This is a genomic window from Cupriavidus sp. 10L43_2 (genome assembly GCF_056395265.1).
In genome coordinates this window covers 26,082-52,257 of record NZ_JBFTJE010000003.1, presented here as the reverse complement: position 1 = coordinate 52,257, position 26,176 = coordinate 26,082, and the positions used below count along the sequence as shown (strand labels likewise).

The 26,176-nt window shown below is 67.7% G+C and carries 23 protein-coding genes; 10 read left to right on the top strand and 13 right to left on the bottom strand.

Annotated elements, in window-relative coordinates; genetic code table 11:
• The first annotated feature begins 49 nt into the window (after window positions 1–49).
• The 5 genes from AC1DEL_RS04920 (at window position 50) to AC1DEL_RS04900 (ending at window position 6,667) form a co-directional block, all read left to right on the top strand.
• Window positions 50–2,041 (top strand): DNA topoisomerase IV subunit B, encoded by a 1,992-nt coding sequence (locus AC1DEL_RS04920; RefSeq protein ID WP_092290255.1) that lies wholly within the window; start codon window positions 50–52, stop codon window positions 2,039–2,041.
• Between the two features lie 43 nt (window positions 2,042–2,084).
• Window positions 2,085–2,894, top strand: a complete 810-nt coding sequence (locus AC1DEL_RS04915; RefSeq protein ID WP_092290253.1) for a lytic transglycosylase domain-containing protein — start codon at window positions 2,085–2,087, stop codon at window positions 2,892–2,894.
• Between the two features lie 145 nt (window positions 2,895–3,039).
• Window positions 3,040–5,376, top strand: coding sequence for a DNA topoisomerase IV subunit A (parC, locus tag AC1DEL_RS04910; RefSeq protein WP_477125529.1), 2,337 nt, complete (start codon window positions 3,040–3,042; stop codon window positions 5,374–5,376).
• A 173-nt stretch (window positions 5,377–5,549) separates the two neighbouring features.
• Window positions 5,550–6,140, top strand: a complete 591-nt coding sequence (locus AC1DEL_RS04905; RefSeq protein ID WP_092290221.1) for a chromate transporter — start codon at window positions 5,550–5,552, stop codon at window positions 6,138–6,140.
• Complete coding sequence (locus AC1DEL_RS04900; RefSeq protein ID WP_092290219.1) at window positions 6,137–6,667, top strand: chromate transporter; 531 nt, start codon at window positions 6,137–6,139, stop codon at window positions 6,665–6,667. Before AC1DEL_RS04905 ends, AC1DEL_RS04900 begins: the two co-directional genes overlap by 4 nt.
• A gap of 21 nt (window positions 6,668–6,688) precedes the next feature.
• On the opposite strand, the gene AC1DEL_RS04895 is transcribed toward AC1DEL_RS04900, so the two are convergent.
• The 9 genes from AC1DEL_RS04895 to AC1DEL_RS04855 all read right to left on the bottom strand — a co-directional run bounded on the left by AC1DEL_RS04895 (window position 6,689) and on the right by AC1DEL_RS04855 (window position 16,181).
• On the bottom strand, window positions 6,689–8,521 hold the full coding sequence (locus AC1DEL_RS04895) for an ABC transporter ATP-binding protein (RefSeq protein ID WP_092290217.1): 1,833 nt from the start codon (window positions 8,519–8,521) through the stop codon (window positions 6,689–6,691).
• Window positions 8,522–8,643: 122 nt separating this feature from the next.
• The gene (locus AC1DEL_RS04890; RefSeq protein WP_092290213.1) at window positions 8,644–10,320 is read right to left on the bottom strand and encodes an L-lactate permease; all 1,677 of its coding nucleotides are present in this window, start codon (window positions 10,318–10,320) and stop codon (window positions 8,644–8,646) included.
• A gap of 353 nt (window positions 10,321–10,673) precedes the next feature.
• Window positions 10,674–11,318, bottom strand: a complete 645-nt coding sequence (locus AC1DEL_RS04885) for a glutathione S-transferase family protein (RefSeq protein ID WP_092290859.1) — start codon at window positions 11,316–11,318, stop codon at window positions 10,674–10,676.
• A 60-nt stretch (window positions 11,319–11,378) separates the two neighbouring features.
• Entirely contained in the window at window positions 11,379–12,566 is a 1,188-nt protein-coding gene (locus AC1DEL_RS04880; RefSeq protein ID WP_477125530.1) for an aminotransferase-like domain-containing protein, read from the bottom strand.
• A gap of 52 nt (window positions 12,567–12,618) precedes the next feature.
• Complete coding sequence (locus tag AC1DEL_RS04875; RefSeq protein WP_092290209.1) at window positions 12,619–13,074, bottom strand: RidA family protein; 456 nt, start codon at window positions 13,072–13,074, stop codon at window positions 12,619–12,621.
• Window positions 13,075–13,086: 12 nt separating this feature from the next.
• The gene (locus tag AC1DEL_RS04870; protein WP_441590552.1) at window positions 13,087–14,082 is read right to left on the bottom strand and encodes a DMT family transporter; all 996 of its coding nucleotides are present in this window, start codon (window positions 14,080–14,082) and stop codon (window positions 13,087–13,089) included.
• A gap of 20 nt (window positions 14,083–14,102) precedes the next feature.
• Window positions 14,103–14,735, bottom strand: a complete 633-nt coding sequence (locus AC1DEL_RS04865) for a LysE family translocator (RefSeq protein WP_441590551.1) — start codon at window positions 14,733–14,735, stop codon at window positions 14,103–14,105.
• Between the two features lie 10 nt (window positions 14,736–14,745).
• Window positions 14,746–15,471, bottom strand: coding sequence for an alanyl-tRNA editing protein (locus AC1DEL_RS04860; protein WP_441590550.1), 726 nt, complete (start codon window positions 15,469–15,471; stop codon window positions 14,746–14,748).
• 32 nt (window positions 15,472–15,503) lie between these two features.
• Window positions 15,504–16,181, bottom strand: coding sequence for a VOC family protein (locus tag AC1DEL_RS04855; protein ID WP_092290196.1), 678 nt, complete (start codon window positions 16,179–16,181; stop codon window positions 15,504–15,506).
• 189 nt (window positions 16,182–16,370) lie between these two features.
• Between AC1DEL_RS04855 and AC1DEL_RS04850 the strand changes: the two genes are divergently transcribed.
• The 3 genes from AC1DEL_RS04850 to AC1DEL_RS04840 all read left to right on the top strand — a co-directional run bounded on the left by AC1DEL_RS04850 (window position 16,371) and on the right by AC1DEL_RS04840 (window position 20,432).
• Window positions 16,371–17,855: an aminotransferase-like domain-containing protein gene (locus tag AC1DEL_RS04850; RefSeq protein WP_255370663.1), complete on the top strand. Its 1,485-nt coding sequence runs from the start codon at window positions 16,371–16,373 to the stop codon at window positions 17,853–17,855.
• A 109-nt stretch (window positions 17,856–17,964) separates the two neighbouring features.
• A complete protein-coding gene (htpG, locus tag AC1DEL_RS04845; RefSeq protein WP_441644098.1) occupies window positions 17,965–19,866 on the top strand; it encodes a molecular chaperone HtpG in 1,902 nt (633 codons plus the stop codon).
• 62 nt (window positions 19,867–19,928) lie between these two features.
• Complete coding sequence (locus tag AC1DEL_RS04840) at window positions 19,929–20,432, top strand: DNA-deoxyinosine glycosylase (protein WP_441590547.1); 504 nt, start codon at window positions 19,929–19,931, stop codon at window positions 20,430–20,432.
• 54 nt (window positions 20,433–20,486) lie between these two features.
• Here the strand turns inward: AC1DEL_RS04840 and AC1DEL_RS04835 are convergent, their stop codons facing one another.
• Window positions 20,487–20,990 carry a hypothetical protein gene (locus AC1DEL_RS04835; RefSeq protein WP_092290192.1) on the bottom strand — a complete coding sequence of 168 codons (504 nt, stop codon included), beginning with the start codon at window positions 20,988–20,990 and terminating at the stop codon, window positions 20,487–20,489.
• A gap of 159 nt (window positions 20,991–21,149) precedes the next feature.
• Here AC1DEL_RS04835 and AC1DEL_RS04830 point away from each other — a divergent pair, with 159 nt between their 5' ends.
• Window positions 21,150–21,920, top strand: coding sequence for a tetratricopeptide repeat protein (locus AC1DEL_RS04830; protein ID WP_092290191.1), 771 nt, complete (start codon window positions 21,150–21,152; stop codon window positions 21,918–21,920).
• A gap of 42 nt (window positions 21,921–21,962) precedes the next feature.
• Window positions 21,963–22,865 (top strand): class I SAM-dependent methyltransferase, encoded by a 903-nt coding sequence (locus tag AC1DEL_RS04825; protein WP_454757199.1) that lies wholly within the window; start codon window positions 21,963–21,965, stop codon window positions 22,863–22,865.
• Window positions 22,866–22,886: 21 nt separating this feature from the next.
• On the opposite strand, the gene AC1DEL_RS04820 is transcribed toward AC1DEL_RS04825, so the two are convergent.
• From AC1DEL_RS04820 to AC1DEL_RS04810, 3 genes are all read right to left on the bottom strand, one after another.
• A complete protein-coding gene (locus tag AC1DEL_RS04820; RefSeq protein WP_441590748.1) occupies window positions 22,887–24,419 on the bottom strand; it encodes an ABC transporter substrate-binding protein in 1,533 nt (510 codons plus the stop codon).
• 274 nt (window positions 24,420–24,693) lie between these two features.
• On the bottom strand, window positions 24,694–25,896 hold the full coding sequence (locus tag AC1DEL_RS04815) for a DUF2863 family protein (RefSeq protein ID WP_092290187.1): 1,203 nt from the start codon (window positions 25,894–25,896) through the stop codon (window positions 24,694–24,696).
• Window positions 25,897–25,975: 79 nt separating this feature from the next.
• Window positions 25,976–26,134, bottom strand: a complete 159-nt coding sequence (locus AC1DEL_RS04810; RefSeq protein ID WP_477125531.1) for a hypothetical protein — start codon at window positions 26,132–26,134, stop codon at window positions 25,976–25,978.
• Window positions 26,135–26,176: the final 42 nt, after the last annotated feature.

Here is a 26,176-nt window from a genome sequence, read left to right as displayed (position 1 = left end):
CGCAATCCGGCCGCGACGGCCGGGAGATCCACTTCTCCGTAGCGACTCCATGGCGAGCAAAACCAGTCAGTACAGCGAATCTTCCATCCGGGTCCTGAAGGGCCTGGAGCCGGTCAAGCAACGGCCCGGCATGTACACCCGTACCGACAATCCCCTGCACATCGTGCAGGAGGTGATCGACAACGCGTCGGACGAGGCGCTGGGCGGCCACGGCTCCGAGATCCTGGTCACGCTGCACCGTGACGGCAGCGTTAGCGTGGAAGACGACGGCCGCGGCATTCCGGTGGGTATTCACCCGGAAGAGCAGGTGCCGGTGGTGGAGATCGTGTTCACCCGCCTGCATGCGGGCGGCAAGTTCGACAAGGGCAAGGGTGGCGCCTACGCCTTCTCGGGCGGCCTGCACGGCGTGGGCGTGTCCGTGACCAATGCGCTGTCCACCCGTCTTGATGTGACGGTCTGGCGCGACGGCACGCTCTCCACGCTGACCTTCTCGGGCGGCGACGTCACCACGCCGCTCGCCGGCCGCAAGCTCGAACGCGGCGAGAAGAAGAACGGCACGCGCGTGCAGGTCTGGCCGGATGCCAGCTATTTCGACTCCGCCACCATTCCGCAGGCCGAACTCCAGCGGCTGCTGCGCAGCAAGGCGGTGCTGCTGCCGGGCGTGAAGGTCACGCTCGAAATCGAGAAGACCGGCGAAAAGCAGGTCTGGCAGTACGACCAGGGCCTGAAGGGCTACCTCGTCGAGGCGCTGGCGCAGGGCAGCGGGTCCGAACTCGTGATCCCGATGTTCGAGGGCGAGCACTTTGCCGACCCGGACGGCAATCCGGGCGAGGAAGGCTTTGCCGAGGGCGAGGGCGCCTCCTGGGTGGTGGCCTGGACCGAGGACGGCGCGCCGGTGCGCGAGTCCTACGTCAACCTGATCCCGACGCCGGCCGGCGGCACGCATGAGTCCGGCCTGCGCGAGGGCTTGTTCCTGGCGGTCAAGAGCTTTATCGAGATGCACTCACTCCAGCCCAAGGGCGTGAAGCTGATGAGCGAGGACGTGTTCGCGCGCGCCTCGTTCGTGCTCTCGGCCAAGGTGCTCGATCCGCAGTTCCAGGGCCAGATCAAGGAGCGCCTGAACAGCCGCGACGCCGTGCGCCTGGTCTCCACCTTCAGCCGCCCCGCGCTGGAGCTGTGGCTGAACCATCATGTGGACTACGGCAAGAAGCTGGCCGAACTGGTGATCCGCCAGGCCCAGGCGCGCACCCGCGCCGCGCAGAAGGTGGAAAAGAAGAAGGGCTCCGGCGTGGCCGTGCTGCCCGGCAAGCTGACCGATTGCGAGTCGACCGATGTGTCGCGCAACGAGATTTTCCTGGTCGAGGGCGACTCGGCCGGCGGTTCGGCCAAGATGGGCCGCGACAAGGAGTTCCAGGCCATCCTGCCGCTGCGCGGCAAGGTGCTGAACACCTGGGAGACCGAGCGCGACCGCCTGTTCGCCAATAATGAAGTGCACGACATCGCCGTGGCGATTGGTGTGGATCCGCACGGTCCGGACGACGAGCCGGACCTGTCCAACCTGCGCTATGGCAAGATCTGTATCCTGTCCGATGCCGACGTGGACGGCGCGCACATCCAGGTGCTGCTGCTCACGCTGTTCTTCCGTCACTTCCCGAAGCTGATCGACAACGGCAACGTCTGCGTGGCCCGCCCGCCGCTGTTCCGAGTGGATGCTCCGGCACGCGGCAAGAAGCCGGCCCAGAAGCTCTACGCGCTGGACGAAGGCGAGCTGGAAGCCATCCAGGACAAGCTGATGAAGGATGGCGTCAAGGAAGGCGCCTGGCAGATCTCGCGCTTCAAGGGCTTGGGCGAGATGAGCGCCGAGCAGCTGTGGGAAACCACGATGAATCCGGACACGCGCCGGCTGCTGCCGGTGGCGCTTGGCGAATTCGACTTGCCCCAGACCGTGAGCATGATGAACATGCTGATGGGCAAGGGCGAGGCGTCGCAGCGGCGCACGTGGCTCGAGGAAAAGGGCAACGAGGTGGAGGCGGATATCTGACCGCTCCGGCAACGGGTGCAGCGGTCGGCAACGGAGAAGCACCATGCGGACCATCGGCAATCGCCGCGCCCTGGCGCGGCTGGCAAGGCGGGTCACGGCGCTCGGGCTGGCGCTGGCGGGCCTGTGCGCGACCGGTGCCGCCCACGCCGAGCTGTATGGCTATATCGACGAAGACGGCGTGGCCCACTTCGCCGATGAAAAGATCGACGATCGCTACAAGCTGTTCCTCAAGGACGGCGGCAAGCTGGACACGCTGGCCATGCCGCGCGTGGCCGGGGTGCGCATGGTGGGGCGGCCCGGCAAGGGCGATGCCGACGCCGGCAAGCTGTTCCGCTATGTGCTGAACCACCCCAACATCGCGCTGGTCGATCCGATCATCCGCCAGATTGCCACGGCCCAGAACGTGGACCCGGCGCTGGTCAAGGCGGTGATGGCGGTCGAGAGCGGCTTCAACCCGAGCGCGGTGTCGCCCAAGGGCGCCATCGGCCTGATGCAGGTGATTCCGGACACCGGCGTGCGTTTCGGCATCGCCGCCGACAAGCGCCGCTCGGTGGAGCAGAAGCTCACCGACCCGCGCCTGAACATCTCGGCCGGCGTGCGCTACCTGAGCTGGCTGCAGGGCCAGTTTCCCAACAATCTCGAGCTGGTACTGGCCGCCTACAACGCCGGCGAGGGCGCCGTGGCGCGCTACAACAACCAGATCCCGCCTTTCCCCGAAACCCGCCAGTACGTGAGCACGGTCATGGAGTTCTACCGGATCTACCAGCCGTCCGGGGTGGCCGTGGTGCGCACCGGCAGCCATGCCGGACGCGTGAAAATGGTGATCGGCGGCCGGCGCAACATGCCGGAATGACCCCCTTGTGACACCCGCTGTCACATCGATCGGGCCTCACTTTCCTGCGGGGCGCCCGAGTTTCGTTAGAATCCCACGCTGACAAGCCGACCCACAGGGTTTGCGAGGCGCCGCCCGGCGCCCGCGTGCCGCATTCTTGCCGACCATGGATCAACCAGACATTTCGTTTCAACCCGAAGAGCCCGCCGATTCGCTGACCCTGGCGCGCTACGCGGAGCGGGCCTACCTCGACTACGCGGTGAGCGTGGTCAAGGGCCGTGCGCTGCCCGAGGTGGCCGATGGCCAGAAGCCCGTGCAGCGCCGCATCCTCTATGCGATGGCGGCCATGGGCCTGCGTGCCGACGCCAAGCCGGTCAAGTCCGCGCGCGTGGTGGGCGAGGTGCTCGGTAAATTCCACCCCCACGGCGACCAGTCGGCCTACGATGCGCTCGTGCGTCTGGCGCAGGACTTCTCGCTGCGCTACCCGCTGATCGACGGCCAGGGCAACTTCGGCTCCCGCGACGGCGACGGCGCGGCGGCCATGCGCTACACCGAAGCGCGCCTGACGCCGATCTCGCGGCTGCTGCTGGACGAGATCGACCTCGGCACGGTGGATTTCCTGCCCAACTACGACGGCTCGGAGGAAGAGCCGAGGCTGCTGCCGGCGCGGCTGCCGTTCGTGCTGCTGAACGGCGCCTCCGGCATCGCGGTGGGTATGGCGACGGAAATCCCGCCGCACAACCTGCGCGAAGTGGCCGGGGCGACGGTGGCGATGATCCGCAACCCGGCCATCTCGCTGGCCGAGCTGCTGGCGCTGATGCCCGGCCCCGACTATCCGGGCGGCGGGCAGATCATCTCGCCGGCGGCCGATATCGCCCAGATCTACGAGGGCGGCCGGGGCAGCCTGAAGGTGCGCGCGCGCTGGAAGATCGAGGAAATGGCGCGCGGCCAGTGGCAGATGGTGGTGCACGAGCTGCCGCCAGCCACCTCGGCGCAGAAGGTGCTCGAGGAAATCGAGGAAATCACCAACCCGAAGATCCGCACCGGCAAGAAGGCGCTGACGCCGGAGCAGGTGCAGCTGAAGACCTCGCTGCTGGCCGTGCTGGACGCGGTGCGCGACGAATCCGGCAAGGATGCGCCGGTGCGGCTGGTGTTCGAGCCCAAGAGCAAGAACGTGGACCAGCAGGAGTTCATCCAGACCCTGCTGGCCCATACCAGCCTGGAGTCCGGCGCGCCGATCAACCTGGTGATGATCGGCACCGATGGCCGGCCGCGCCAGAAGGGGCTGCAGGAGATCCTGCGGGAGTGGATCGGGTTCCGCTTCGAGACCGTGACGCGGCGCACGCGCTTCCAGCTCAACAAGGTCGAGGACCGCATCCACATCCTGGAAGGGCGGATGCTGGTGCTGCTGAAGATCGACGAGGTGATCCGCATCATCCGCGAGAGCGACGAGCCCAAGCCGGCGCTGATCGAGGCGTTCCAGCTCTCGGACCGGCAGGCCGAGGACATCCTCGAAATCCGCCTGCGCCAGCTGGCGCGGCTGGAGGCCATCCGCATCGAGCAGGAACTGGCCAAGCTGCGCGACGAGCAGGCCGAACTGGACGTGCTGCTGAAGTCCGAGACGATGATGCGCCGGCGCATCATCAAGGAAATCGAGCAGGACGCCAAGCAGTACAGCCCCGAGGAGAAGGACCCGCGCCGCACGCTGATCCAGGAAGAGCGCCGCGCCGCCGCCGAGGTGCGCGTGGTGGACGAGCCGGTGACGGTCATCGTCTCGGGCAAGGGCTGGGTGCGCACGCGCCAGGGCCACGGCCACGAGACGCAGCAGTTCACCTTCAAGGCGGGCGACAGCCTGTACGACACCTTCGAGTGCCGCACCGTGGACACGCTGCTGGCCTTCGGCAGCAACGGCCGGGTCTATTCGGTGGCGGTGGCCGGGCTGCCCGGCGGCCGGGGCGATGGCGTGCCGGTGACGACGCTGATCGACCTCGCGCCGGGCTCGCAGATCGCCCACACCTTTGCGGGTGGCGCCGAGCAGCGCGTGCTGGTAGCCACGGCCGGCGGTAACGGCTTCGTGACCAAGGTCGGCGACATGATCAGCCGGCAGAAGGGCGGCAAGTCCTTCATCACGCTGGATGAGGGGGACACGCTGCTGCCGCCGACGCCGATTGCCGACGAAGCCACGCATGTGGCCTGCTTCTCGGGCAATGGCCGGCTGCTGCTGGTGGGCCTGGACGAGGTGAAGGTGCTGTCGGCCGGCGGCCGGGGCGTGATCCTGATGGAACTGGAGCCCAAGGAGCCGCTGACGCACGCCGTGACGGTGGGCGCGCCGGGGCTGCTGATCTCCGGCACCGGCGTCCGGGGCGGCAAGATGCCGCCGCAGAAGCTGGCTGGCAAGACGCTGCTGCCGTACGTCGGCAAGCGCGCCCGCAAGGGCAAGGCGGTTGAACCACGTCTCAAGGAAGTGAAGATCGAGCCGGTGAAGGTGGACGGCGGGAGCTAAGGCAGCCGCCGGGTTGCTCCGCTCTCCCAGGGGGGAGGGGAGCAACCCACATCACCGTCCCTGACCCCCTCTTGCGCATCCGTGATGACCGCGTGCCACGCGGGCCGTCGCGATTGCCGTAGTATGTCGGCAGCCCGCGCCACCCCCTGCGTGGGCATTTATCGCCGCCTATCATGTCTGCCGCCCCGCTGCCCGACGTCTCCGAGCCTGCCCTGGCTCCGCCCCCCAACGCCCGCACCCTGTTCTTCGAATTTGCCCGCATGGGGCTTTCCGGCTTCGGCGGGGTGCTCCCGTTCGTGCGGCGCGCCGTCGTGGAGCGCAACCGCTGGCTCAACGACCGGGATTTTGTCGAGATCCTCAGCCTCGGGCAGGTGTTGCCCGGCCCCAACGTTATCAACCTGGCCCTGATGCTGGGCCTGCGCTTCGCCGGCCTGCGTGGCGCCGTGGCGGCCTTCTGCGGGCTGGTGCTGGTGCCGATGGTGGTGGTGCTGTGCGCCATGGCGCTGTACCTGCGCTACCAGGACGTCACCGCCGTGCGCCAGATGCTGGCCGGCATGACGGCGGTCTCGGCCGGGCTCGTGCTGTCCACCGGGGTCAAGCTGGCGGAAAGCCAGCCGCGCACGGTGCGCGCGGTGGTGGTCGGCGTGGCGGCGTTTGTCGCCATCGGCCTGCTGCGCTGGCCGCTGCTGCCGGTGATGGCGGTGCTGGTGCCGGTGGCGCTGGTGCTCGAACATCGCGCCGAAAAGCGCCGGGGGCAGGCATGAGTTCCCCGGAGATCCTGCGCAGCCTGCTCGGGCATTTCGGCATGCTGTCGCTGCTGGCCGTGGGCGGCGGCGGCACCGTCATCCCGGACATGCACCGCTACCTCGTGGAAGCCAACGGCTGGATGACCGATGGCCAGTTCGCGGCGCTCTACGCCATCTCGCAGGCGTCGCCGGGGCCGAACATCCTGTTCGTGGCGCTGTTCGGCTGGCAGGTAGCGGGGGCGGGCGGCACGTTCGCGGCGATGGTCGGCATGTGCGGGCCGTCGAGCCTGATCGCGCTCGGCTTCGAGTACTTCGCCGGCCGCTCGCCGCACGCGCGCTGGCCGGGGCTGATCAAGCGCGGCCTGTCCGCGCTGACCATCGGCCTGCTGATGTCCACCGGCTGGGTGCTGGCCAGCAGCGTGGACCACAACTGGACCGCCGTGGCGGTGACGCTGCTGACCATCGCCCTGATGCTGAAGACGCGCGTCCACCCGCTGATGCTGGTGGCGCTGGGCGCCGGCGCGGGGCTGCTCGGGTTGGTCTGACCCCGGTCTGACCCGGTCCGATCAGTCCACGCCGACGAAGCCGCCGGTCTGGTGCGCCCATAGCCGGGCATAGAGCCCGCCGCGCGCGAGCAGTTCGGCGTGGGTGCCGGTCTCGACGATGTGGCCACCGTCGAGCACCACCAGCCGGTCCATCCGCGCGATGGTCGAGAGCCGGTGGGCGATGGCGATCACGGTCTTGCCCTCCATCAACGCCTCCAGGCTCTCCTGGATGGCCGCCTCCACTTCGGAGTCGAGCGCCGAGGTGGCCTCGTCGAGAATCAGGATTGGCGCATCCTTCAACAGCACCCGGGCGATGGCGATGCGCTGCCGCTGCCCGCCGGACAGCTTCACGCCACGCTCGCCCACCAGCGCGTCGAGCCCCCGCTGGCCGTTCCCATCGATCAGATCGCCGATGAAGTCGTCCGCCCGGGCACGCCGCAGCGCCTCGCCCAGGTCGGCATCGCTACTGTCCGGCTTGCCGTAGAGCAGGTTCTCGCGGATCGAGCGGTGCAGCAGCGACGTATCCTGCGTGACCATGCCGATCTGCGCGCGCAGGCTCTCCTGCGTCACCCCGGCCACGTCGTGGCCATCGACCAGAATCCGGCCAGTTTCGACGTCGTAGAGCCGCAGCAGCAGGTTGACCAGCGTCGACTTGCCGGCCCCGGACGGCCCCACGAGCCCGATCTTCTCGCCCGGCTGCACGGTCAGGTTGACATGCTCGATCACCCCGGCGCCCTTGCCGTAGTGGAAGCCCACGTCCTCGAACTGCACCTCGCCCCGGGCGATGCGCAGCGGCTGCGCGTCCGGCCGGTCCACCACGTTGCGCGGCACGGCAATCGTCTTCATGCCGTCCTGCACCTGCCCGACGTTCTCGAAGATGCCATTGACCACCCACATGATCCAGCCGGACATATTGTTGATGCGGATGACCAGCCCGGTCGTCAGTGCGATGGCGCCCGTGGAGATCAGCCCCTGGTTCCACAGCCACAGCGCCAGCCCGGTCGTGCCGGCGATCAGCGCGCCGTTCATCGCCGTGATGGTCACGTCCATGGCGCTGACCATCCGCCCGGCCATGCGCATCTTGTCGGTGTGACTGGCCATGGCGTCGCGCGCGTAGCTTTCCTCGTGGCGCGTGTGGGCGAACAGCTTCAGCGTGGTGATGTTGGTGTAGCCGTCCACGATGCGGCCCATCAGCCGCGAGCGCGCCTCGGTGGCCACCACGGAACGCTGCTTCACGCGCGGCGTGAAGTACGCCAGGGCGGCGATGTAGCCGGCAATCCACAGGATCAGCGGGATCATCAGCCGCCAGTCCGCCTCGGCGAACAGGATCAGCGCGCTGATGGCGTAGATGATCACGTGCCAGAGCGCATCGAGCGCATGCACGGCCGAGTCGCGCAGCGAGAACCCGGTCTGCATGATGCGCTGGGCAATCCGCCCCGCGAAGTCGTTCTGGAAGAACGACAGGCTCTGCTGGAGCAGGTAGCGATGGTTCTGCCAGCGGATCAGGTTGGCCAGGTTGGGGTTGATGACCTGATGCAGCAGCACATCGTGCAGGCCGAAGAACAGCGGGCGCAGCAGCAGCGCCACGGCGGCCATCCACAGCAATTCATTCTGATGGCGCGCGAAGAACTGCCCGTCCGGTGTTCCTTTGGCGAGGTCCATGATCCGGCCGAGGAAGCTGAACAGCGACACCTCGATCAGCGCGGCGATCAGGCCCACCACCAGCAGCGCGAACAACACCCCGCGCACCTCGCGCAGGAAGTACGCGTAGAACCGCCAGATGCTGGCCGGCGGCTGCGTATCCGGCATGTTCCGGAATGGATCGATCAATCTTTCCAGGCGGCGAATCGGCATACGGCGGTCCCTCATCTCGTCTGTTGGAGTGAACCGGTGATGATACGCCCAACAAAAAGCCCCGCCATGAGGCGGGGCTTGTCTGCATGCCTGGTCGAGCAGGCAATATCAGTGAATCGCCATCAGTGAATCACCATGTGCGTGAACGGCGGCACGTACGCCTGCAGGGTCACGAACAGGCCGACGAGGATGGCCAGCACGACCGAGTGGAAGAACACGTAGCGCAGGATCTCGCCCTCGTGGCCGTACCACTTGGTGGCGGTGGAGGCCACCACGATCGACTGGGCGTCGATCATCTTGCCCATCACACCGCCCGAGCTGTTGGCGGCCGCCATCAGCACCGGCGACAGGCCCAGCTGCTCCGCCGTGGTCTTCTGCAGGCCGCCGAACAGGACGTTGGACGCCGTGTCGGAACCGGTCAGTGCCACGCCCAGCCAGCCCAGCATCGTGCCGAACAGCGGGTAGAACACGCCGGTCTGCGCAAAGGCCAGGCCCAGCGTGGCGTCGAGACCCGAGTAGCGGGTCAGGTAGCCGATGCCGAACATGGCGCAGATGGTCAGCAGCGAGTAGCGCACCAGCTTGATCGTCTCCCAGTACTCCTTGAGCAGGCGCGGCACCGAGTAGCCCATCAGCAGGCCGCCGACCAGCGCCGACACCAGGATGCCGGTGCCGGCCATCGACAGCACGTTGAAGTTGAACACCGCCCCTTCGACGATTTCCTTCGGCACCACCGGCGGACCCTTGATGATGGCCTTGTCGAGGCCCGGGATCGGGAATTTGTACTGCCAGATGCCGTCCACGAGCTTCTTGAACTCGGGGATGCCCCAGACGAACACGAACACGGTCAGGATGACCCACGGCATCCACGCCTTGACCACCGAAATGCCGACCGACGCCGCGTTGGCGCGGGCTTCGGCTTCCAGGGCTTCGGGGTGATCGACCTTCGAGTCGTCGTGGCGGCCGAGGATGCGGGTGGAGGTCCAGATCTCCTTCGGATGCCAGATCTTCAGGAAGGCGGTCAGGGCGCCCATCGAGATCAGCGCGGAGATCACGTCCACCAGCCACGGGCCGTGGTAGTTCGAGACCAGGAACTGCGGCACGGCGAAGCTGACGCCCGCCACCAGGATGGCCGGCCAGATGGCCAGCATGCCGCGGAAGCCCGCGAACGCCCAGATCAGCCAGAACGGCACCAGCACCGAGAAGAACGGCAGTTGGCGGCCAATCATCGCGGAGAGCACGGTCTGTTCGATGCCGGTCACCGACGAGAGGCCGATGATTGGCGCGCCGAGTGCGCCAAACGCCACCGGAGCGGTATTGGCGATCAGCGCCAGGCCAGAAGCGGCTAGCGGCGAGAAGCCCAGGCCGATCAGGATGGCGCCGGTCACGGCCACCGGCGTGCCGAAGCCGGCTGCGCCCTCGAAGAACGCGCCGAAGCTGAAGGCCACCAGCAGAAGTTGGAGGCGGCGATCTTCGGTCACGCCCGAGATCGAGTTCTGCAACACCCTGAATGACCCGTTAAGTGTGGTCAGCCGGTGCAGGAAGATGATGTTGAGGACGATCCACCCGATCGGAAACAGCCCGGAGACGATGCCCAGCCCGGCCGCCTTGCCGGCCATGGCCGCGGGCATGCCGAACACGAACGACGCCACCGCGATGCCGACCGCCAGCGCCAGTCCGGCAGCGATGTGGGCCTGCATGTGAAAGAACGCCAGCGCTGCGAGCAGCACGGCCACAGGGACCCCCGCGGCAATGGTAGACAGCGCCATATTGCCGAGCGGGTCATAGATTTGACTCCACACGATTGAATCCTCCTCTGGGTTTGGAAGGCAGCCGTGCCTCTGTCGGGCCTGGACTGCCGCTACTGCATAGCAACTGGGCGTGCGGCGGCAAGCGCATCGCTGCGCACAGAAAGGCGATTGTAAGGACGCGAGTTCCCCGCAATCGCTTAAATCCGGTCACCGGGTCGATGAATCGGATTCAGGGATCAGGGTTTGTTCGGGGGGAGCAGAGCGCACCTCACAACTCTCGGGCGAGGGTACTCCTAAAACGGACGTTCGAATTTGGCGTGGCCGTCGAGTGCGGCCAGGAAAAGTGACGCCTGCGCCGCTAGTCAGATCGGACAAAAACCGATCGACCAAAGGCGCAGGACGATTCAGCGCAGCGGCAGGACGAGGATGCCGGTGGCTGCCGGCCGGGCGCGCATGTCGTCCAGCCAGCGTTCGAGGTTGGGCCGTGCCGTGTGGGGCACGGGCGTGCCCATCCAGCGGTGTGCCGCGCAGGCCAGCGCGATGTCGGCCATGGTGAAGCGGTCGCCGCCGATGAACTCGCGGCTGGCGAGCGCCTTGTCCAGCATCGCGGCCAGCGGCTCGGTCCGTTCGCACGACTTGGCGATGACCGCCTCGTCGCGCTTCTCGACCGGCACGCGCACCATCTGCAGGAAGGCCGAGACCATGGCCGGGCTGAACGCCGTGGTCTGCCAGTCCATCCAGCGGTCGGCGGAGGCGCGCTCCTTGACGTCGGACGGCCACAGCGTGCCTTCGCCATAGCGCGCGCACAGGTAGCGCACGATGGCGTTCGATTCCCACAGCACGAAGGGCTCGCCGGCCACGTCCGTATCGCGGAAATCCTCGATCACCGGAATCAGGCGATTCGGATTCAGGCGAATGTAGGCCTCGGTGTCCAGCTCGCCCTGGTGATTGCCGATGTCGATGCGCTCGTGGTCCAGGTGCAGCTCGCGCGCGCACCAGACCACTTTCTGCACATTGATCGACGACAGGCGGCCCCAGATGCGCAACAGGCCTTGCGGCTCCTCCACGTCCATGGCGATCGGCTCTCCTTCAGGGTTCCGGGGCTAGCCTCAGGCAGCGCGCGGCTGCGGCGCTGCCTTGGCGATGGCTTCGCGGAACAGTTCGCCGAGGATCGTCACGCCTTGCTCGATCCGCTCCGGCGGCACCGTCACGAAGGCCAGGCGCAGCGTGTTCATGCGCGGATTGCCCGCATAGAACGGCGCGCCCGGCACGTAGGCCACGTTACGGCGCACGGCTTCCTCGAGGATCTTCATGCTGTCCAGGCCCTCGGGCAGTTCCACCCAGATAAACATGCCGCCTTCGGGCTGGTTCCACGTCACGCCGGCGGGCATGTGGCGCTTGAGTGCGTCAAGCATCACTTCGCATTGCTTGCCGTAGAGCGCGCGGATGGTCGGGATATGGCGTTCGAGCAGGCCGTCGCGCACGGACTCGTAGGCCATGCGCTGGGTGAAGCTCGGCGTGTGCAGATCAGATGCCTGCTTGGCCTGGCACAGCTTGAAGTGCAGTTCGGGCGGGGCGATCACGAAGCCCAGGCGCAGGCCGGGGGCCAGCACCTTCGAGAACGAGCCCATGTAGATCACGCCGTCCGGGTTCATCGAGAGCAGTGTTGGCAGGATGTCGCCGGTGTAGCTCAGTTCGCCGTAGGGGTCGTCTTCCACCAGCAGCAGGTTCAGTTCCTGCGCGCGCTTGACCAGCGCCTTGCGGCGCTCCAGGGGCAGGCGGCGGCCGGTGGGGTTCTGGAAATTCGGCAGGGCGTAGAGGAAGCGGGCGCCGGCGGTCAGCTCCGGCGTCAGCGCCTCGGGCACCAGTCCGCGCTCGTCGGTCGGCACCGAGACGAACTCGGGTTCGAACAGCGAGAACGCCTGCAGGGCGCCGAGGTAGCTCGGCGTTTCCACCAGCACCGGGCTGCCCGGGTCGATCATCACCTTGGCGATCAGGTCCAGCGCCTGCTGGCTGCCGGTGGTGATCAGCACGCGCTCCACCTCCACGTTGTAGCGCTTGGCCACGAATTCGCGCAGCGGCAGATAACCCTCGGTGGCGGCATATTGCAGCGCGCCCTGGGGGTTATCGGCGAATACGCGGGCCACCGCCGCTTCCATGGCCGCTACCGGGAACGACGCCGGGGACGGCAGGCCGCCGGCGAAGGAAATGACTTCCGGACGCTCGGTGACCTTCAGGATTTCGCGGATGGCCGAGCTGGTCAGTTGCTGTGCTCGGCGGGAGATGGCCCATTTCATGATCTGTCTCTGGTGGGGTGAATCTTGGACTGCGTGGTGGAAAAAATACGAATTATGCGATTTCGACGATCATTTCGATCTCGACGCAGGCGCCCATCGGCACCTGGGCCACGCCGAACGCGCTGCGCGCATGGCGGCCCTTGTCGCCGAAGACCTCGACCAGGAACTCGGATGCGCCGTTGGTCACCAGGTGCTGCTCGGTGAATTCCAGCGTGGAGTTGACCAGGCTCATCACCTTGACGATGCGCTGGACCCGGTTCAGGTCGCCGATATGGGCGTGGAGCGTGGCCAGCAGGTCGACGGCGATGGCGCGCGCGGCGGCCTTGCCGGTCTCGGTGTCGACGTCCTTGCCGAGCTTGCCGGCCCAGACCTTGCCGTCCTTGCGGGCGATGTGGCCCGAGAGAAAGACGGTGTTGCCGCTGGTCGCGGCCATGACATAGGCGGCGGCGGGGGCGCTGACGGGGGGCAGTTCCACGCCGAGGCGGGCGAGGGTGTCATATACGGACATGCATGGCTCCTGTTAGTGAAGTCGTCCTGGAAATATGGGGGGCGCCCCTTCGGCCGCGGTGGCGGCCGGTGGCGTGGCGGGTGCCGTGTTGCGCACGGCGGCGCGGCGGCCAAGGGCCACCACGGCAATCACCGCCACGGCAAAGGCGAGGGTGGGGGCGTCGAGGGGCTCGGCCAGGATCACGGCGCCGCCCGCCAGCGTGAGGAACGGCTGGAGCAATTGTATCTGGCCTACGCGGGCGACGCCGCCTTTTGCGAGTCCGGCGTACCAGAACAGGAAGCCGATGAACATCGAAAAGACCGAGACATAGGCCATGCCGAGCCACGCCCGGGAGGATGCCGCGCCGATCTCGGGCGCGTGCGCCATGGCCAGCCACGCCACCACGGGCACCAGTACCGGCAGGGACACGACCAGCGCCCAGCTGATGGTTTCCAGCCCGCCCAGCTCCCGTGACAGCTTGCCGCCCTCGGCATAGCCCAGCGCGCCAAGTACCACGGCGGCGAACAAATACCAGTCGGCATGTTGCAGGCCGCCGGCCCCCTGCCACAGGGCGAAGGCGATCACCAGCGCGCTGCCGGCCACGGCCGAGAGCCAGAAGGCCGGGGAAGGGCGCTCGCTGCCGAACCACGCCGCGAACACGGCGGTGGCCAGCGGCAGCAGGCCAATCACGATGGCGCCATGGCCGGCCGGCACCTCGCGCATGGCGAGTGACGAAAACAGCGGAAAGCCGACCACCACGCCCAGCGCCGTCACGGCCAGCCGTGCCCACTGGCGCCCGCGCGGCCGCCGTGCCGGGGCCAGCGCGCCGCGCAGGGCGAGCAGGCCCAGCGCCAGGCAGGCCGCCAGCACCGCGCGGGCCAGCGCCACGAAGATGGGGTCCAGCTCGGCCACGGCCATGCGCGTGAACGGGAGCGTCTGGCTGAAGATCGCCACGCCGATGAAGCCGAGCCACATGCCGCCGGAAGCGGGCGGATGGGAGGGAGAAGCAGAAGCAGAAGGATTTGCCATGATGCGGAGGCCCGGGAAGATCAGTGCGGCTGCGCGGCAAGGGCGATCCAGACCGCCGTCACGCCGAGCGCCAGCCCCATCGTTCCATTGAACCAGCGCACGCGGTTGCCCTGCGCCAGCCAGTGCCGCAGCGAGGCGCCGAGCAGCCCATAGGCGCCGTTGCTGAAGAAGCCGAACACCCCGAACACGGTGCTGACCAGCGCGATGCGCTGCGCGGGCGAGGGCGCGCCGGCCATGTACGAGGCCGCCACGGCCAGCGCCAGCATCCACGCCTTGATATTGGCGTACTGGAACGCGGCCGACTGCCAGACGTTCATCGGCTTGAGGACGGTCTTCTCGGCCAGCGAGGCGCTCCGGGCAATCTTCCACGCCAGCCAGAGCAGGTAGGCCACGCCGACGACATGGATGGCGCGCGCCAGCATCGGGCTGGCCAGTATCAAGGCGCCCACGCCGGTGGCGCACAGCGCGACGATGCTCGCGAAGCCGAACGCCACCCCGATGCAATGCGGCAGCGTGGCGCGCAGCCCGAAGTTGGCCCCGGTCACGGCGGCGATGGTGGTGTTGGGGCCGGGCGTGAACGCGCCCACGGCCAGCAGCGTGATCAATGCGAGGAACTGGGCCATCGACAGGCCCGTCAGCCAGTTGGCATCCATGACGGCGACCTCAGGCCAGCGCGGCGAAGTTGACCACCACGCGGCGGTTGGTGCGGCTCTTCTTTTCGATCTTGGTCACGGTGACCGCGCCGATCTCGCCCGTATTGGCCACGTGGGTGCCGCCGCAGGGTTGGCGGTCCACACCGGGGATCTCGATGATGCGGATGGTGGACGTGCCGGCCGGCGGCGCGGCGCCCACGGTGCGCACCAGATCGGGCTGCGCGGCGAGCTGTTCGGGCGTGATGCGGTCGATCCGCACATCGGTCTTCGCGCCGATCAGCGCGTTGAGCTGCTCGGTCAGTTCGGCCTTGTCCAGCGTGGATTCGGGGAGGTCGAAGTCGATGCGCGCGGAATCGGGCGAGATGCTGCAGCCAGTCACCGGCACCGGGATCAGCGATCCCAGCAGGTGCAGGCAGGTGTGCAGCCGCATCAGCTTGTGGCGGCGCGCCCAGTCGATGCGCACTTCGCCCTGGTCACCGGGCTGCACCGCCGGGGCGTCCGGCGCCGGCACGTGGAGGATGCGGGTGCGGTCCTCGGCGTAGATCGTGTCGATCAGCGCCACCACGCGGCCATCGGCCAGCACCAGCGTGCCGGTGTCCCCGGCCTGCCCGCCGCTGCGCGCGTAGCAGACGGTCTGGTCCAGCTCGATGCCGGCCTCGCTCACGGCCACGACCGTGGCGTTGCAGTGGTCGAGATAGGCGTCGTCGTCGAAACGCTTGGTGGTGGTGGCGGACATCGTCGGGGGCTCCTTCGGGGGTATTTATATAGTCAGCACAGGGTCTTGGTGCCTGCTGGGGTGTCGATTTCGGCCACCAGTTGTGGCGGCCCATCGGTCTGTTCGATCTCGATCAGGTCTGCCGCGCCGATCCACGCCAGCCCCTGCCGCAGCAGTTCCGCCTGTGGATGGCTGCCGCGCAGCCGACGCAGCGCCAGGTCCTGGCGCGGGAGGCTGATGGCGGGGTGGTTGGGCACGTCCCACTGGATCAGCGTGGGGAACAGGCCATCGCCCGCATGCGTCGCCTCACCCGGCCAGGCCGGCAGGCTGCCGTCGTCGGGCACGGTCAGGCGCCAGTGCAGCGCGCCGCGCGTCATCGGAATGGCCGGGGCGATGCGGTCCGGGTACTGCGCCTGCCAGCGCGACAGGTCGATCGGCCGTTCCACGCGGGCGGCCCAGTGGGCCAGGAACGGGCCGTCGGCCAGCCGCTCGCGGATGGCTTCGCTGTCCAGCCCGAACCAGCGCGGCCGATCCGGCGCCGGGGCGGCCGGGTCGATCGCGATCACTTCGAGGTACATCCCGCCGAACAGCCCCATGACGCGGTTGTGCGTGCCCATGCGCGGGTGCGCGCCGCCGCCTTGCGGGGCAACGCCGAGCAGGTCGGCAACATGGTTCGCGCCGGATTCCAGATCCGGGGCCGCGATCACGAGGTGGTCTATGGCGAGCGTCATTGTCGGTTGATGGTAGACAAGGTTATCGGTACAGTACCGATACAGTTCAGCAGATCGTATTCAGTACAGTTGCGGGAGCACCACATGGAAGGCAGTGAAGCGGACGAAAGGCGGCACCCCGGGCCAGACCGCAAGGATAGCGGAGGCCGCTCGGGTGCGTCGGGCGGCACACGGCCCTTGAGGCTGGTGATGCCGACGGCCGGCCACGAGCAGTTGCCGGACCCGATTCCTTCGGCCCAGATGACGCTGGTCGAGCAATTGACTGAATGGGCACGGCTGCGCATCGACGAACGGGTGTTCCGGGCCGGTATGCGCATGCCGTCGATCCGGCAACTGGCTACCGAGAAGGGGATTTCGCGCTTCACCGTGGTGGAAGCCTATGAGCGGCTGGTGGCGCTGGGCTACCTGGAGTCGCGGCGCGGCTCGGGGTTCTATGTGCGGGAGCGCGTGGCACATCCGTCCACGGCCGCCACGCCGCCTTCGGACGCCATCCGCAATATCGACGTGACCTGGCTGCTGCGCAGCATGTTCCATTCGGCGGAGAGCCACAAGGCGCCGGGCTGGGGCTTCCTGCCGAACGAGTGGCTGGACGGCGAGCTGATGTCCGGCGCGCTGCGCAGCCTGGGGCGGCAACCGGGCAACCATTTTTTGTCGAGCGGCACGCCGCAGGGGTTCCTGCCGTTGCGGCAGCAGTTGCGCACGCGGCTGGAGGAGCTGGAGATCGGCGTCACGCCGGACCAGATCGTGATGACCTCCGGCATCACGCAGGCGTTCGACCTGATCGCACGGCAATACCTGCACCCCGGCGATACCGTGCTGGTCGGCGATCCGGCCTGGTTCGTGATGTTCGCGCGCTTCGCCGCGCAGGGCGCCCACGTGATCGGCGTGCCGTACACGGCCGATGGCCCGGACCTGGACGCGCTCGAGCGCGTGGTGCAGGCCCATCGGCCCAAGCTGTTCGTGGTCAATTCCGTGCTGCACAACCCCACGGGCACCTCGCTCTCCGCCGCCCGGGCGTTCCGGCTGCTGCAACTGGCCGAGCAGTACAACTTCCTGGTGGTGGAGGACGATATCTATTGCGATCTCTGCCCGCCCGGCCACGCCGCCACCCGGCTGGCCAGCCTCGACCAGCTCCGGCGCGTGATCTATCTCGGCAGCTTCTCCAAGACGCTGGCCGCCAACCTGCGCGTGGGGTTCATCGCCGCCAGCCCGGAGCTGGCCGTGACGCTGACCGACAGCAAGCTGCTGACCGGCATGGCCACGCCCGAGATCAACGAGCGCGTGGTCTACAAGGTGCTGACCGAGGGCCACTACCGCAAGCACGTGGAGCGCGTGCGCGGCCGGCTGGACCGGGCGCGCGACGAGACCCGCCACCAACTCGAACGGCTGGGTTTGCGGATGTTCCCGGGCCAGCACGCCGGCATGTACCTGTGGGCCGATACGGGCGTGGACACCAATGTCATCGCTACGGCGGGGCACGAGGAGGGCTACCTGTTCGCCCCGGGCAGCCTGTTCTCGCCCAGCCAGATGCCATCCACCTGGACGCGCTTCAACGTGGCCAGCAGCGCCGATCCCGGCATGCTGCGTTTCCTGGCCGCGCAGATCGAGCGATTATCCGGCCAGCCGGCCTCTGGCACCCATACCGCCCATGCCCCCGCCACCCCGGGGGCTTGAAAAACCGTCCGCCCATCCCGATTTGAAGGGCCATCGACCCCGCCGCGCACCGCGCCCGGGGCAACCCCGGATGTGCCCGCTTTGTTTTCAAGCTTTCAAGAGGAGAACCATGACCGCACCGCACGAAACGATGAGCTTCCAGGCGGAAGTGAAGCAGCTGCTGCACCTGATGATCCACTCGCTGTACAGCAACAAGGAGATCTTCCTGCGCGAGCTGGTGTCGAATGCTTCGGACGCCACTGACAAGCTGCGCTTCGAGGCGATCGCCAACCCGTCGCTGCTCGAGAACGATGCCGACCTGGCCATCCGCATCGAAGCCGACGCCGCCAGCCGCACGCTGAAGATCACCGACAACGGTATCGGCATGAGCCGCGACGAGGCGATCCGCAACCTCGGCACGATCGCGCGCTCGGGCACCAAGGAATTCTTCCAGCAACTGTCCGGCGACCAGCAGAAGGACGCCGCGCTGATCGGCCAGTTCGGCGTGGGCTTCTACTCGGCCTTCATCGTCGCGGACAAGGTCACGGTGGAGACGCGCCGCGCCGGCGTGCCGGCCGAGGAAGCCGTGCGCTGGGAAAGCACCGGCGACGGCGAGTTCACGGTGGACGCCATCTCGCGCGCCGAGCGCGGCACCACCATCACGCTGCACCTGCGCGAGGGCGAGGACGACTTCCTGTCGTCGTACCGCCTGCGCCACATCATCCAGAAGTATTCGGACCATATCTCGCTGCCGATCCGCATGCCCAAGGAAGAGTGGGATGCCGAAGCCAGCGCCCACAAGACCACCGGCGAGTGGGAGAGCGTGAACCAGGCCAGCGCGCTGTGGACGCGCGCCAAGTCCGACATCACCGACGAGCAGTACCAGGCGTTCTACCAGCACATCGCCCATGACCAGGAAGCCCCGCTGACCTGGACCCACAACCGCGTGGAAGGCCGCAGCGAGTACACGCAGCTGCTGTTCATCCCGGCGCGCGCCCCGTTCGACCTGTGGGACCGCAATCACAAGGCCGGCCTGAAGCTGTACGTGAAGCGCGTGTTCATCATGGACGACGCGGACCAACTGCTGCCGGCGTACTTGCGCTGGGTCAAGGGCGTGGTGGATTCGGCCGACCTGCCGCTGAACGTCTCGCGCGAGCTGCTGCAGGAGAGCCGCGATGTGCGCGCGATCCGCGAGGGCAGCACCAAGCGTGTGCTGTCGATGCTCGAATCGCTGGCGGACAGCGAGGACGAAGCCGATCGCGCCAAGTACAAGACCTTCTGGGAGCAGTTCGGCCAGGTGCTCAAGGAAGGCATGGGCGAGGACCAGGCCAACGCCGAGCGCATCGCCAAGCTGCTGCGCTTCGCTTCCACCCACAGCGACACGGCCGAGCAGTCGGTCTCGCTGGGCGACTACGTGAGCCGCATGAAGGAAGGGCAGGACAAGGTCTTCTACGTCACCGCCGACACCTGGGTGGCCGCCAAGTCGAGCCCGCATCTGGAAGTCTTCCGCAAGAAGGGCATCGAAGTGCTGCTGCTGACCGAGCGCGTGGACGAGTGGATGCTGTCCTACCTGCACGAGTTCGACGGCAAGGAACTGGTGTCCGTGGCGCGTGGCGACCTGGACCTCGGCGCGCTGGCCGACGAGACCGAGAAGGCCGAGCAGGAAAAGGCCGAAACCGACTGGAAGGACGTGGTCGACCGTGCCAAGGGCGTGCTGGAAGGCAAAGCCAAGGACGTGCGCGTGACGCTGCGCCTGACTGAATCGGCTTCGTGCCTGGTGTCGGACGATGGCGACATGAGCGGCTACCTGCAGCGCCTGCTCAAGCAGGCCGGCCAGAAGGCGCCCGACGCCCAGCCGATCCTGGAGCTGAACCCCGAGCACGCGCTGGTGAAGAAGCTGCGCGACGTGGCCGGCGACGAAGCCTTCGCCGACCGCGTCAGCGTGCTGTTCGACCAGGCCCTTCTGGCCGAGGGCGGCATGCTGGAAGATCCGGCCACCTACGTGCAACGCGTGAACCGCCTGCTGGCCTGAGGCCGGTTTGCGGCCCCGCTCCCGCCTGCGGGGGAGGGGCCGCCAGCGAAGACCCTCCCAAGATGACCACCAAACGCTGTTTCCCGCCGGTCGTCGATGCCCACACCCGCGTCCTCGTGCTCGGCAGCCTGCCGGGCGAGGTCTCGCTCGCCCAGAACCAGTACTACGCGCACAAGCAGAACCGCTTCTGGCACCTGATGGGCGATGTCCTCGGGGTCGATCTCGTCGGCCAGGACTACCCGGCCCGCCTGCAAGCGCTGCTTGGGTACGGCGTGGGGCTGTGGGACGTGGTGGCCGAGGCGCGGCGCGATGGCAGCCTCGACAGCAATATCCGCGACCATGCCGGGAACGACCTGCTCGGGCTGATCGGCACGCTGCCGAGCCTGCGGGCGATTGCCTTCAACGGCGGTACGGCGGCGAAGATCGGGGAAAAGGCGCTGGGGGCGCTGGGGGCGCATGGCGACCGCCATGCCATCCTGCGGCTGCCGTCGAGCAGCCCGGCCTATACGCTGGCCTATTCGGAAAAGCGGGTCGCGTGGCAGGCCTTGCGCGCCTGGCTGGACTGAATCGCCCAGCCAGGCGTGGGGCGTCTTCTTTCGATGACGAAGGGGCGACGCCGTTCAGGCCGTCGTGTTGACGATGTTCCCGGTGCTGGAGGCGCCGGCCTGCTGAATGGCTTCGGCCAGCTTGGCGACGGCCTGCTGGAGCGACGCCGAGGTCGACGTGACACCGGCCTGCAGCGCGGCCACGGTGCTGGCCTTGGTGCTGTCGTCCGCGCCACTGTTCTGCGCGGCCTGGAGCTGCTGCATCTGGGCTGCCAGCTGCTTCTGCAGCGCCTCGATCTGCTGCTTCAGCGCCTTGATGACCGCCGAGTCGCTGTCTTCGCTGCTGGCCGCGCTGGCGTCTGCGGCACCTGCGCCGCCCAGGCGTCCGGCGCCGCCCGGGCCCTTGATGTCGCCGCTGGCGCTGGCCGAGGAAGCCGAGGAGGCCGACGCGCTGCCGTCCGTGCTGGCGGCGGCGGCTTGCGCCGCGTCGTCAGCCGGCGCGGTGAAGCGGCGGGTGTTGGTTACGTTGGCGTCACTGGCGGTGACGATCTGAGGGGTAACGCTGCTGATTGTTGTCATATGCGTGGTTCCGATCGGGAGAGAGCCCACCCCTTCTTCGGCGCAAATCCGCAAAACTTTAGGCGTACCGAACAAGTCTCACCGTCAGTCACTTCTGTCACAATCGCGGCCATGGCTCGCCCCGCGCGGCGGGCCGGCCTCCCATTTCGATAAATTCCTATGTCCAGTCTCGGCCTTGGCGGTATTGGCGGTATCGGCCTGCATGTCATCGTCGCCATCTTCTTCGCGGTGCATGCGGTGCGCACGCACCAGAATATGTACTGGCTCCTGCTGCTGTTCCTGTTCCCGGGGCTCGGCAGCGTGGTCTATTTCTTCGCGGTCTACCTGCCCAGCCTGCGCCAGACGCGCGGGGCGCGGGCGGCGGGACGGGCGATCCGGCAGATCGTGGATCCGAACCGTGCCGTGCGGGAGGCCCGCGACGCCTTCGACCGGGCACCCACCGTGGACCACCGCATGCGCCTGGGCGCCGCGCTGCTCGATGCCGGCCAGCCGGCCGAGGCGCTGACGCACTACCAGACGGCCGCCAACGGCCCGTTCGCCTCCGACCCGGCCTTGCTGGAAGGGCTGGCGCGCGCCCAGGTGGCCACCGGCCAGCCCGGGCCGGCGCAGGCCACGCTGGAGACGCTGTTCTCGCACCACCCGCAGGCGCGCGAGCAGGCCACGCCCTCGCTGCTGTACGCGCAGACGCTGGCCGCTACCGGCGCGCCGGGCACGCGGGCTGCGTTCGAGCAGGCCCTGACCAGCGCCAGCGATGCCGCGCCGCGCTGCCTGTTTGCCGACTGGCTGACGGCCCAGCCCGATGCCGCCGACCGCGAGCGCGCGAAAGCGCTCTATGCCGATATCGTCCATGACGCGCGCCACTGGCCGCGCCATGCCCGCGAACACAATCGCGAATGGCTCCAGCGCGCCCAGACCGCGCTGGGCCAATGATTCGCCCCCATGATCCGCGCCCTTGGCGCCTTTTTCTCCGCTATGACGCTTCTGAAACGCAAATCGATCGAGGCCGTGGCCTCGCGCCGTCCCGCCCGCGGACACCGTGACGCATCGCGCGGCAACCTGAACGCCCGGCAGGATTCCCGGCAGGACCCCCGTCACGAAGCCCGCATGAAGCCGCGCTTCGCGCCGGTGACGTTCTCCGAGATGGACGGCGTGCGCTACCTGCATTTCGGCACGGAATGGGTCCAGGGCGCGATGCGCCTGCGCAAGCCGGATGCCATCGAGCTCGAATACGCGCAGCAGATGATGGCCTGGCTGCTGTTCCAGTCGCCCTCGGTCGACGACTTCCACGTGGTGCAGTTGGGCCTCGGGGCTGCCGCGTTGACCAAGTTCTGCCATCGGCAGTTCGCCCGCGCCAAGGTGACGGCAGTGGAGCTGAATCCGGCCGTGATCGTGGCCGGCCGCAGCATGTTCGGCCTGCGCGAAGATGACGCGCGCCTGACCGTGCGCGAGCAGGACGCCTGGGACTTCGTGATGGACAGCGCCAGCACGGCGGCCATCGATACGCTCCAGGTGGACCTCTACGACGCCACCGCGCGCGGCCCGGTGCTGGACACCACGGCGTTCTACCGCGCCTGCCGCCGCGTGCTGAAGACGCCCGGCGTGATGACGATCAACCTGTTCGGCGACCACGAGAGTTTTCCGAAGAACATCGTGCGGATCTGCGATGCCTTCGACAACCGCGTGCTGGTGTTCCCGGAAGTGCATGACGGCAACGTCATCGCCATGGCGTTCAACGGGCCGGCCATCGACGTCTCCTGGGAGACGCTGGAAGCGCGCGCGGACGTGGTGGAAGCCGCGACCCAGCTGCCCGCCCGGGACTGGGTCAAGAAGCTGCGCGCGGCCAATGCCAATCAGGAAGACCGGCTGGTGATCTGATCGCTTTCTGAGGGAAAACGGTCATTCCTTGTGGAAGAACTGCGCCAGCGACCATTCGTCGGTGCGGGCCTCGTAGCGCAGGCCCTTGCGCATCGCCCACATCGCCAGCTGGCTGTGCGAGGGGATGATGGCGTGATCCGCCAGCGCGACCTTCGCCGCGGCGCGCGCGGCTTCCTCGCGCGCCTTGTCGCTGCTGACCGTGGTCAGTGACGTTTCGATCAGCTTGTCGAGCTGCGGATTGCTGTACTTGCCCCAGTTCCACGTGCCATAGCCGGTCTTCGGGTTGGGCGTGCCGGTGATCGAGCGCAGCGCCACATCGGCCGCCGCCGAGCCCCATCCCAGCATCTGGAACGAGAACTCGCCCTGGCGCGCGCGCGTGAAGTAGGCTGCCACGGGCAGGGTCTCCACCTTGGTCTGGATGCCGATGCGCGTCAGCATGCCGGCCGTGGCCTGCGCCACCTGGCCGTCATTGAGGTAGCGGTTGTTGGTGGCGTGCAGCGTCAGCGCGAAGCCATCGGGGTAGCCTGCCTGGGCCAGCAGCTTCTTGGCGCCCTCGACATCGTAGGCGTCCGGCTTGGTGCCCGGATGGCCGAAGATCTGCGGCGAGACGATCGACGAGGCCGGCACCGCCAGCCCCTCCATGATGCGGCTGACGATGGCGTCCCGGTTCAGCGCCTTGCTGACCGCTTCCCGCACGCGGGCGTCCTTGAACGGGTTCTTGGCCAGCGGCTTGCCGGCCTTGTCGGTCACGAACGGCGAGTTGTCGCGCGACTGGTCCATCTGCCAGAAGATGGTGCGCCACGACACCGTCTGCTCGATCTTGAACTTCGGATTCTGCTTGAGCTTCGCCACGTCGGCCGAGGGCACGCTCTCGATCACGTCCACGTCGCCGGCCAGCAGCGCCGCGCTGCGTGCGCCGTTGTCGGTGAGGATGCGGAACACCGCGCGGTCCCAGTCCACCTTCGGCCCCCAGTAGTCGGGGTTCTTCGCCATCACGATTTCCTGCCCGCGCGCGAAGCGCACGAACTTGAACGGCCCGGTGCCGATCATCGCCTTGCCCGAGTCGAAATCGGCCTGGGTCAGCGTGGCCGCGACCTTCTTCGGCATGATCGGCACGCTGTTCAGGTCGTTGGCGAGGTTGGCGTAATTCGGCACGTTCATGGTCAGGCGCACGGTGAGCGCGTCGGGCGTGTCGATGCGGGCGATCGGCTTGGTATAGCTGGTGAACGAGCCGGGGCTGTTGGTCAGCTTCTCGGGCCGCTCCAGGGACGCCTTGACGTCCTCGCTCGTGAACGGCGTGCCGTCATGCCACTTCACGTTCGGGCGCAGCTTGATCTCCCACGTGATGGCGTTCACCGGCTTCCAGGACAGCGCCAGCCCGGGGATGTAGCGGGCGTTCTTGTCCATGAACACCAGCGATTCGAAGATATGCAGCGCGATGGCGTTGTTCGGGCCCGCGTTGTTCCAGTGCGGGTCCATCGAGGTGACATCGGCAGCCAGGCCGATGCGCAGGTCCTCGGCGTGCGCGGCGCCCACGGTCACCCCGGCGGACATCGCAACGGAGAGCAGGGTGCCCAGCAAGGCATGGCGGATCTTGGCGGAACGATGGCTCGCTTTCATCGACAGGCTCCTCGGGTGGTGCGGGATGTGGGATGGGACGCCATGCATTGTGCCGTCAAACGTACACGCCTGCGTGGGTTGGGGGACTTCCTGGGCGATGGCACGGGTATGGGGTGTTTTCGGCACTTCCGGTTGGCGGCACCTTCCACCGCTTCGCGCCGATAAAAAAACCCGCTTGCGCGGGTTCTTTTATGAGTCGGCGGCCAGCTTAGTGGAACAGCGGCTGCTGGGTCGGCGCGTCCTCGGGCAGTTCGGCGTGGACGATCTCGCCCGAACGGTCCGCATAGAGCGGCGTACCGCAGTCTTCGCAGTACTCGGGGTCGAACAGCGCGGCGTGGCGGAAGATCTCCTCCACGCCGGCGTTGCGCAGTTCCTCGCAGATCTGCTCGAGCGGGTTGCCCTTTTCCTCGGCATCGACTTCGCCGGCCTCGCGGCCATAGACGGGCCAGACGATGCCGTAGATCACGTCCTTCTCGCCGCGCATGGTGAAGCCGACGCGGTATTCCTCGACCACTTCCTCGCCGAACGAGGCCACCACGGCCGCCAGTTGGCCGGCGGGCACGTCCAGCGTGCCGCACAGGTAGTTCACGGCGGCGCGGACGGTCAGCGGGCGGATGCTCTTGTCAGATTCGCGGCACGACAGGAAGAACGCATCGGGCAGCAGCAGTTCGAATTCGCAGCCCGGCAGCAGCACGGCCACGGACGGCTGCACCTGCTGGCGCCATTGCTCCAGGCAGGTGGAACGCTCGGCGTGGTGCTCCTTGGCATCTTCCTGCCAGCGGAACAGGGCGCCTTCGTGCGGCGCCACCACCACGGCCAGCAGGTAGCGCGGATCGGCCAGGATCGGGGCGGTCTCCGGCAGGTCGCGCAGATCCACCTTGGGCACCGTGCCGGCCAGCGCCGCCGAAGCGAGCTTGTGGGTCAGGGCGAAGGTGTCGCTATGGGTGCGCGGGAGCTGGTCGATGCTATATAGATACGGCGACAGCGCCACCTGGGTCTGCGTGGCCAGCACGTGGGCCTGCAGGTGCACGGCCAGCGTCTGGGCCAGCTCGGGCTTGAGCGCGCCGGACGGAATCGCGTAGCGGGTATGGGCGAGGATCGGCGCGGCGATCAGCAGGGCGTCATGCTGCACGCCGTCGATCTCGACCGTGGCGGACTCGGCCAGCGTCTCGGCCTGCTCGGCCAGCACGTCGGAGGCATCCGCGTTGTGCTTGAACAGGTGTTCGAGCGCGGCGTCGAGGGCGGTCTGGCTGCCGTTCTTCAGGAGGCGGCCCAGGCGCTGCGACAGCCGCCGCTCCCAATACCCATCCTCCATGCGGCTGCCCGAGGCGTCGAGCGCAAGCGCGTCGGCCACCAGTCGCTCGGCATCGGGCGAGAGTCGGGGGGAAGACTTGGGGCGAAAACCTGCCATATGTGAAGACCGTCCGTTTTACGTAAAACGGTATTCTACTCGCTGCGTTGACAAACACCGCGCCTGGCGGCGTTCCGTCTTATTTCTGTGCGGGCGCTGCCGGGGCCTCGGCGGGGGCCGGGGCGTGGGTCTCGGCGCCGTGCTGTTCGCCGCCCATGGAGACGTCGCCGCCACCCTTCGTCAGCAGATACAGGGCGGCGCCGGCGACGACGATGAAAGCGATGAGGATCTTGATCATGGTGTCTCCAGTCGGTGCGGGGGCGTGCCGTGGCCGCGCCCG

What these genes read in the sequence shown, in the direction of transcription:
- AC1DEL_RS04920 (WP_092290255.1), top strand. Translation starts at nt 50, where the DNA reads ATGGCGAGCAAAACCAGTCAGTACAGCGAATCTTCCATCCGGGTCCTG.
- AC1DEL_RS04915 (WP_092290253.1), top strand. Translation starts at nt 2,085, where the DNA reads ATGCGGACCATCGGCAATCGCCGCGCCCTGGCGCGGCTGGCAAGGCGG.
- parC (WP_477125529.1), top strand. Translation starts at nt 3,040, where the DNA reads ATGGATCAACCAGACATTTCGTTTCAACCCGAAGAGCCCGCCGATTCG.
- AC1DEL_RS04905 (WP_092290221.1), top strand. Translation starts at nt 5,550, where the DNA reads ATGTCTGCCGCCCCGCTGCCCGACGTCTCCGAGCCTGCCCTGGCTCCG.
- AC1DEL_RS04900 (WP_092290219.1), top strand. Translation starts at nt 6,137, where the DNA reads ATGAGTTCCCCGGAGATCCTGCGCAGCCTGCTCGGGCATTTCGGCATG.
- AC1DEL_RS04895 (WP_092290217.1), bottom strand. Translation starts at nt 8,521, where the DNA reads ATGCCGATTCGCCGCCTGGAAAGATTGATCGATCCATTCCGGAACATG.
- AC1DEL_RS04880 (WP_477125530.1), bottom strand. Translation starts at nt 12,566, where the DNA reads ATGAAATGGGCCATCTCCCGCCGAGCACAGCAACTGACCAGCTCGGCC.
- AC1DEL_RS04875 (WP_092290209.1), bottom strand. Translation starts at nt 13,074, where the DNA reads ATGTCCGTATATGACACCCTCGCCCGCCTCGGCGTGGAACTGCCCCCC.
- AC1DEL_RS04870 (WP_441590552.1), bottom strand. Translation starts at nt 14,082, where the DNA reads ATGGCAAATCCTTCTGCTTCTGCTTCTCCCTCCCATCCGCCCGCTTCC.
- AC1DEL_RS04865 (WP_441590551.1), bottom strand. Translation starts at nt 14,735, where the DNA reads ATGGATGCCAACTGGCTGACGGGCCTGTCGATGGCCCAGTTCCTCGCA.
- AC1DEL_RS04860 (WP_441590550.1), bottom strand. Translation starts at nt 15,471, where the DNA reads ATGTCCGCCACCACCACCAAGCGTTTCGACGACGACGCCTATCTCGAC.
- AC1DEL_RS04855 (WP_092290196.1), bottom strand. Translation starts at nt 16,181, where the DNA reads ATGACGCTCGCCATAGACCACCTCGTGATCGCGGCCCCGGATCTGGAA.
- AC1DEL_RS04850 (WP_255370663.1), top strand. Translation starts at nt 16,371, where the DNA reads ATGCCGACGGCCGGCCACGAGCAGTTGCCGGACCCGATTCCTTCGGCC.
- htpG (WP_441644098.1), top strand. Translation starts at nt 17,965, where the DNA reads ATGACCGCACCGCACGAAACGATGAGCTTCCAGGCGGAAGTGAAGCAG.
- AC1DEL_RS04840 (WP_441590547.1), top strand. Translation starts at nt 19,929, where the DNA reads ATGACCACCAAACGCTGTTTCCCGCCGGTCGTCGATGCCCACACCCGC.
- AC1DEL_RS04835 (WP_092290192.1), bottom strand. Translation starts at nt 20,990, where the DNA reads ATGACAACAATCAGCAGCGTTACCCCTCAGATCGTCACCGCCAGTGAC.
- AC1DEL_RS04830 (WP_092290191.1), top strand. Translation starts at nt 21,150, where the DNA reads ATGTCCAGTCTCGGCCTTGGCGGTATTGGCGGTATCGGCCTGCATGTC.
- AC1DEL_RS04825 (WP_454757199.1), top strand. Translation starts at nt 21,963, where the DNA reads ATGACGCTTCTGAAACGCAAATCGATCGAGGCCGTGGCCTCGCGCCGT.
- AC1DEL_RS04820 (WP_441590748.1), bottom strand. Translation starts at nt 24,419, where the DNA reads ATGTCCGCCGGGGTGACCGTGGGCGCCGCGCACGCCGAGGACCTGCGC.
- AC1DEL_RS04815 (WP_092290187.1), bottom strand. Translation starts at nt 25,896, where the DNA reads ATGGCAGGTTTTCGCCCCAAGTCTTCCCCCCGACTCTCGCCCGATGCC.
- AC1DEL_RS04810 (WP_477125531.1), bottom strand. Translation starts at nt 26,134, where the DNA reads ATGATCAAGATCCTCATCGCTTTCATCGTCGTCGCCGGCGCCGCCCTG.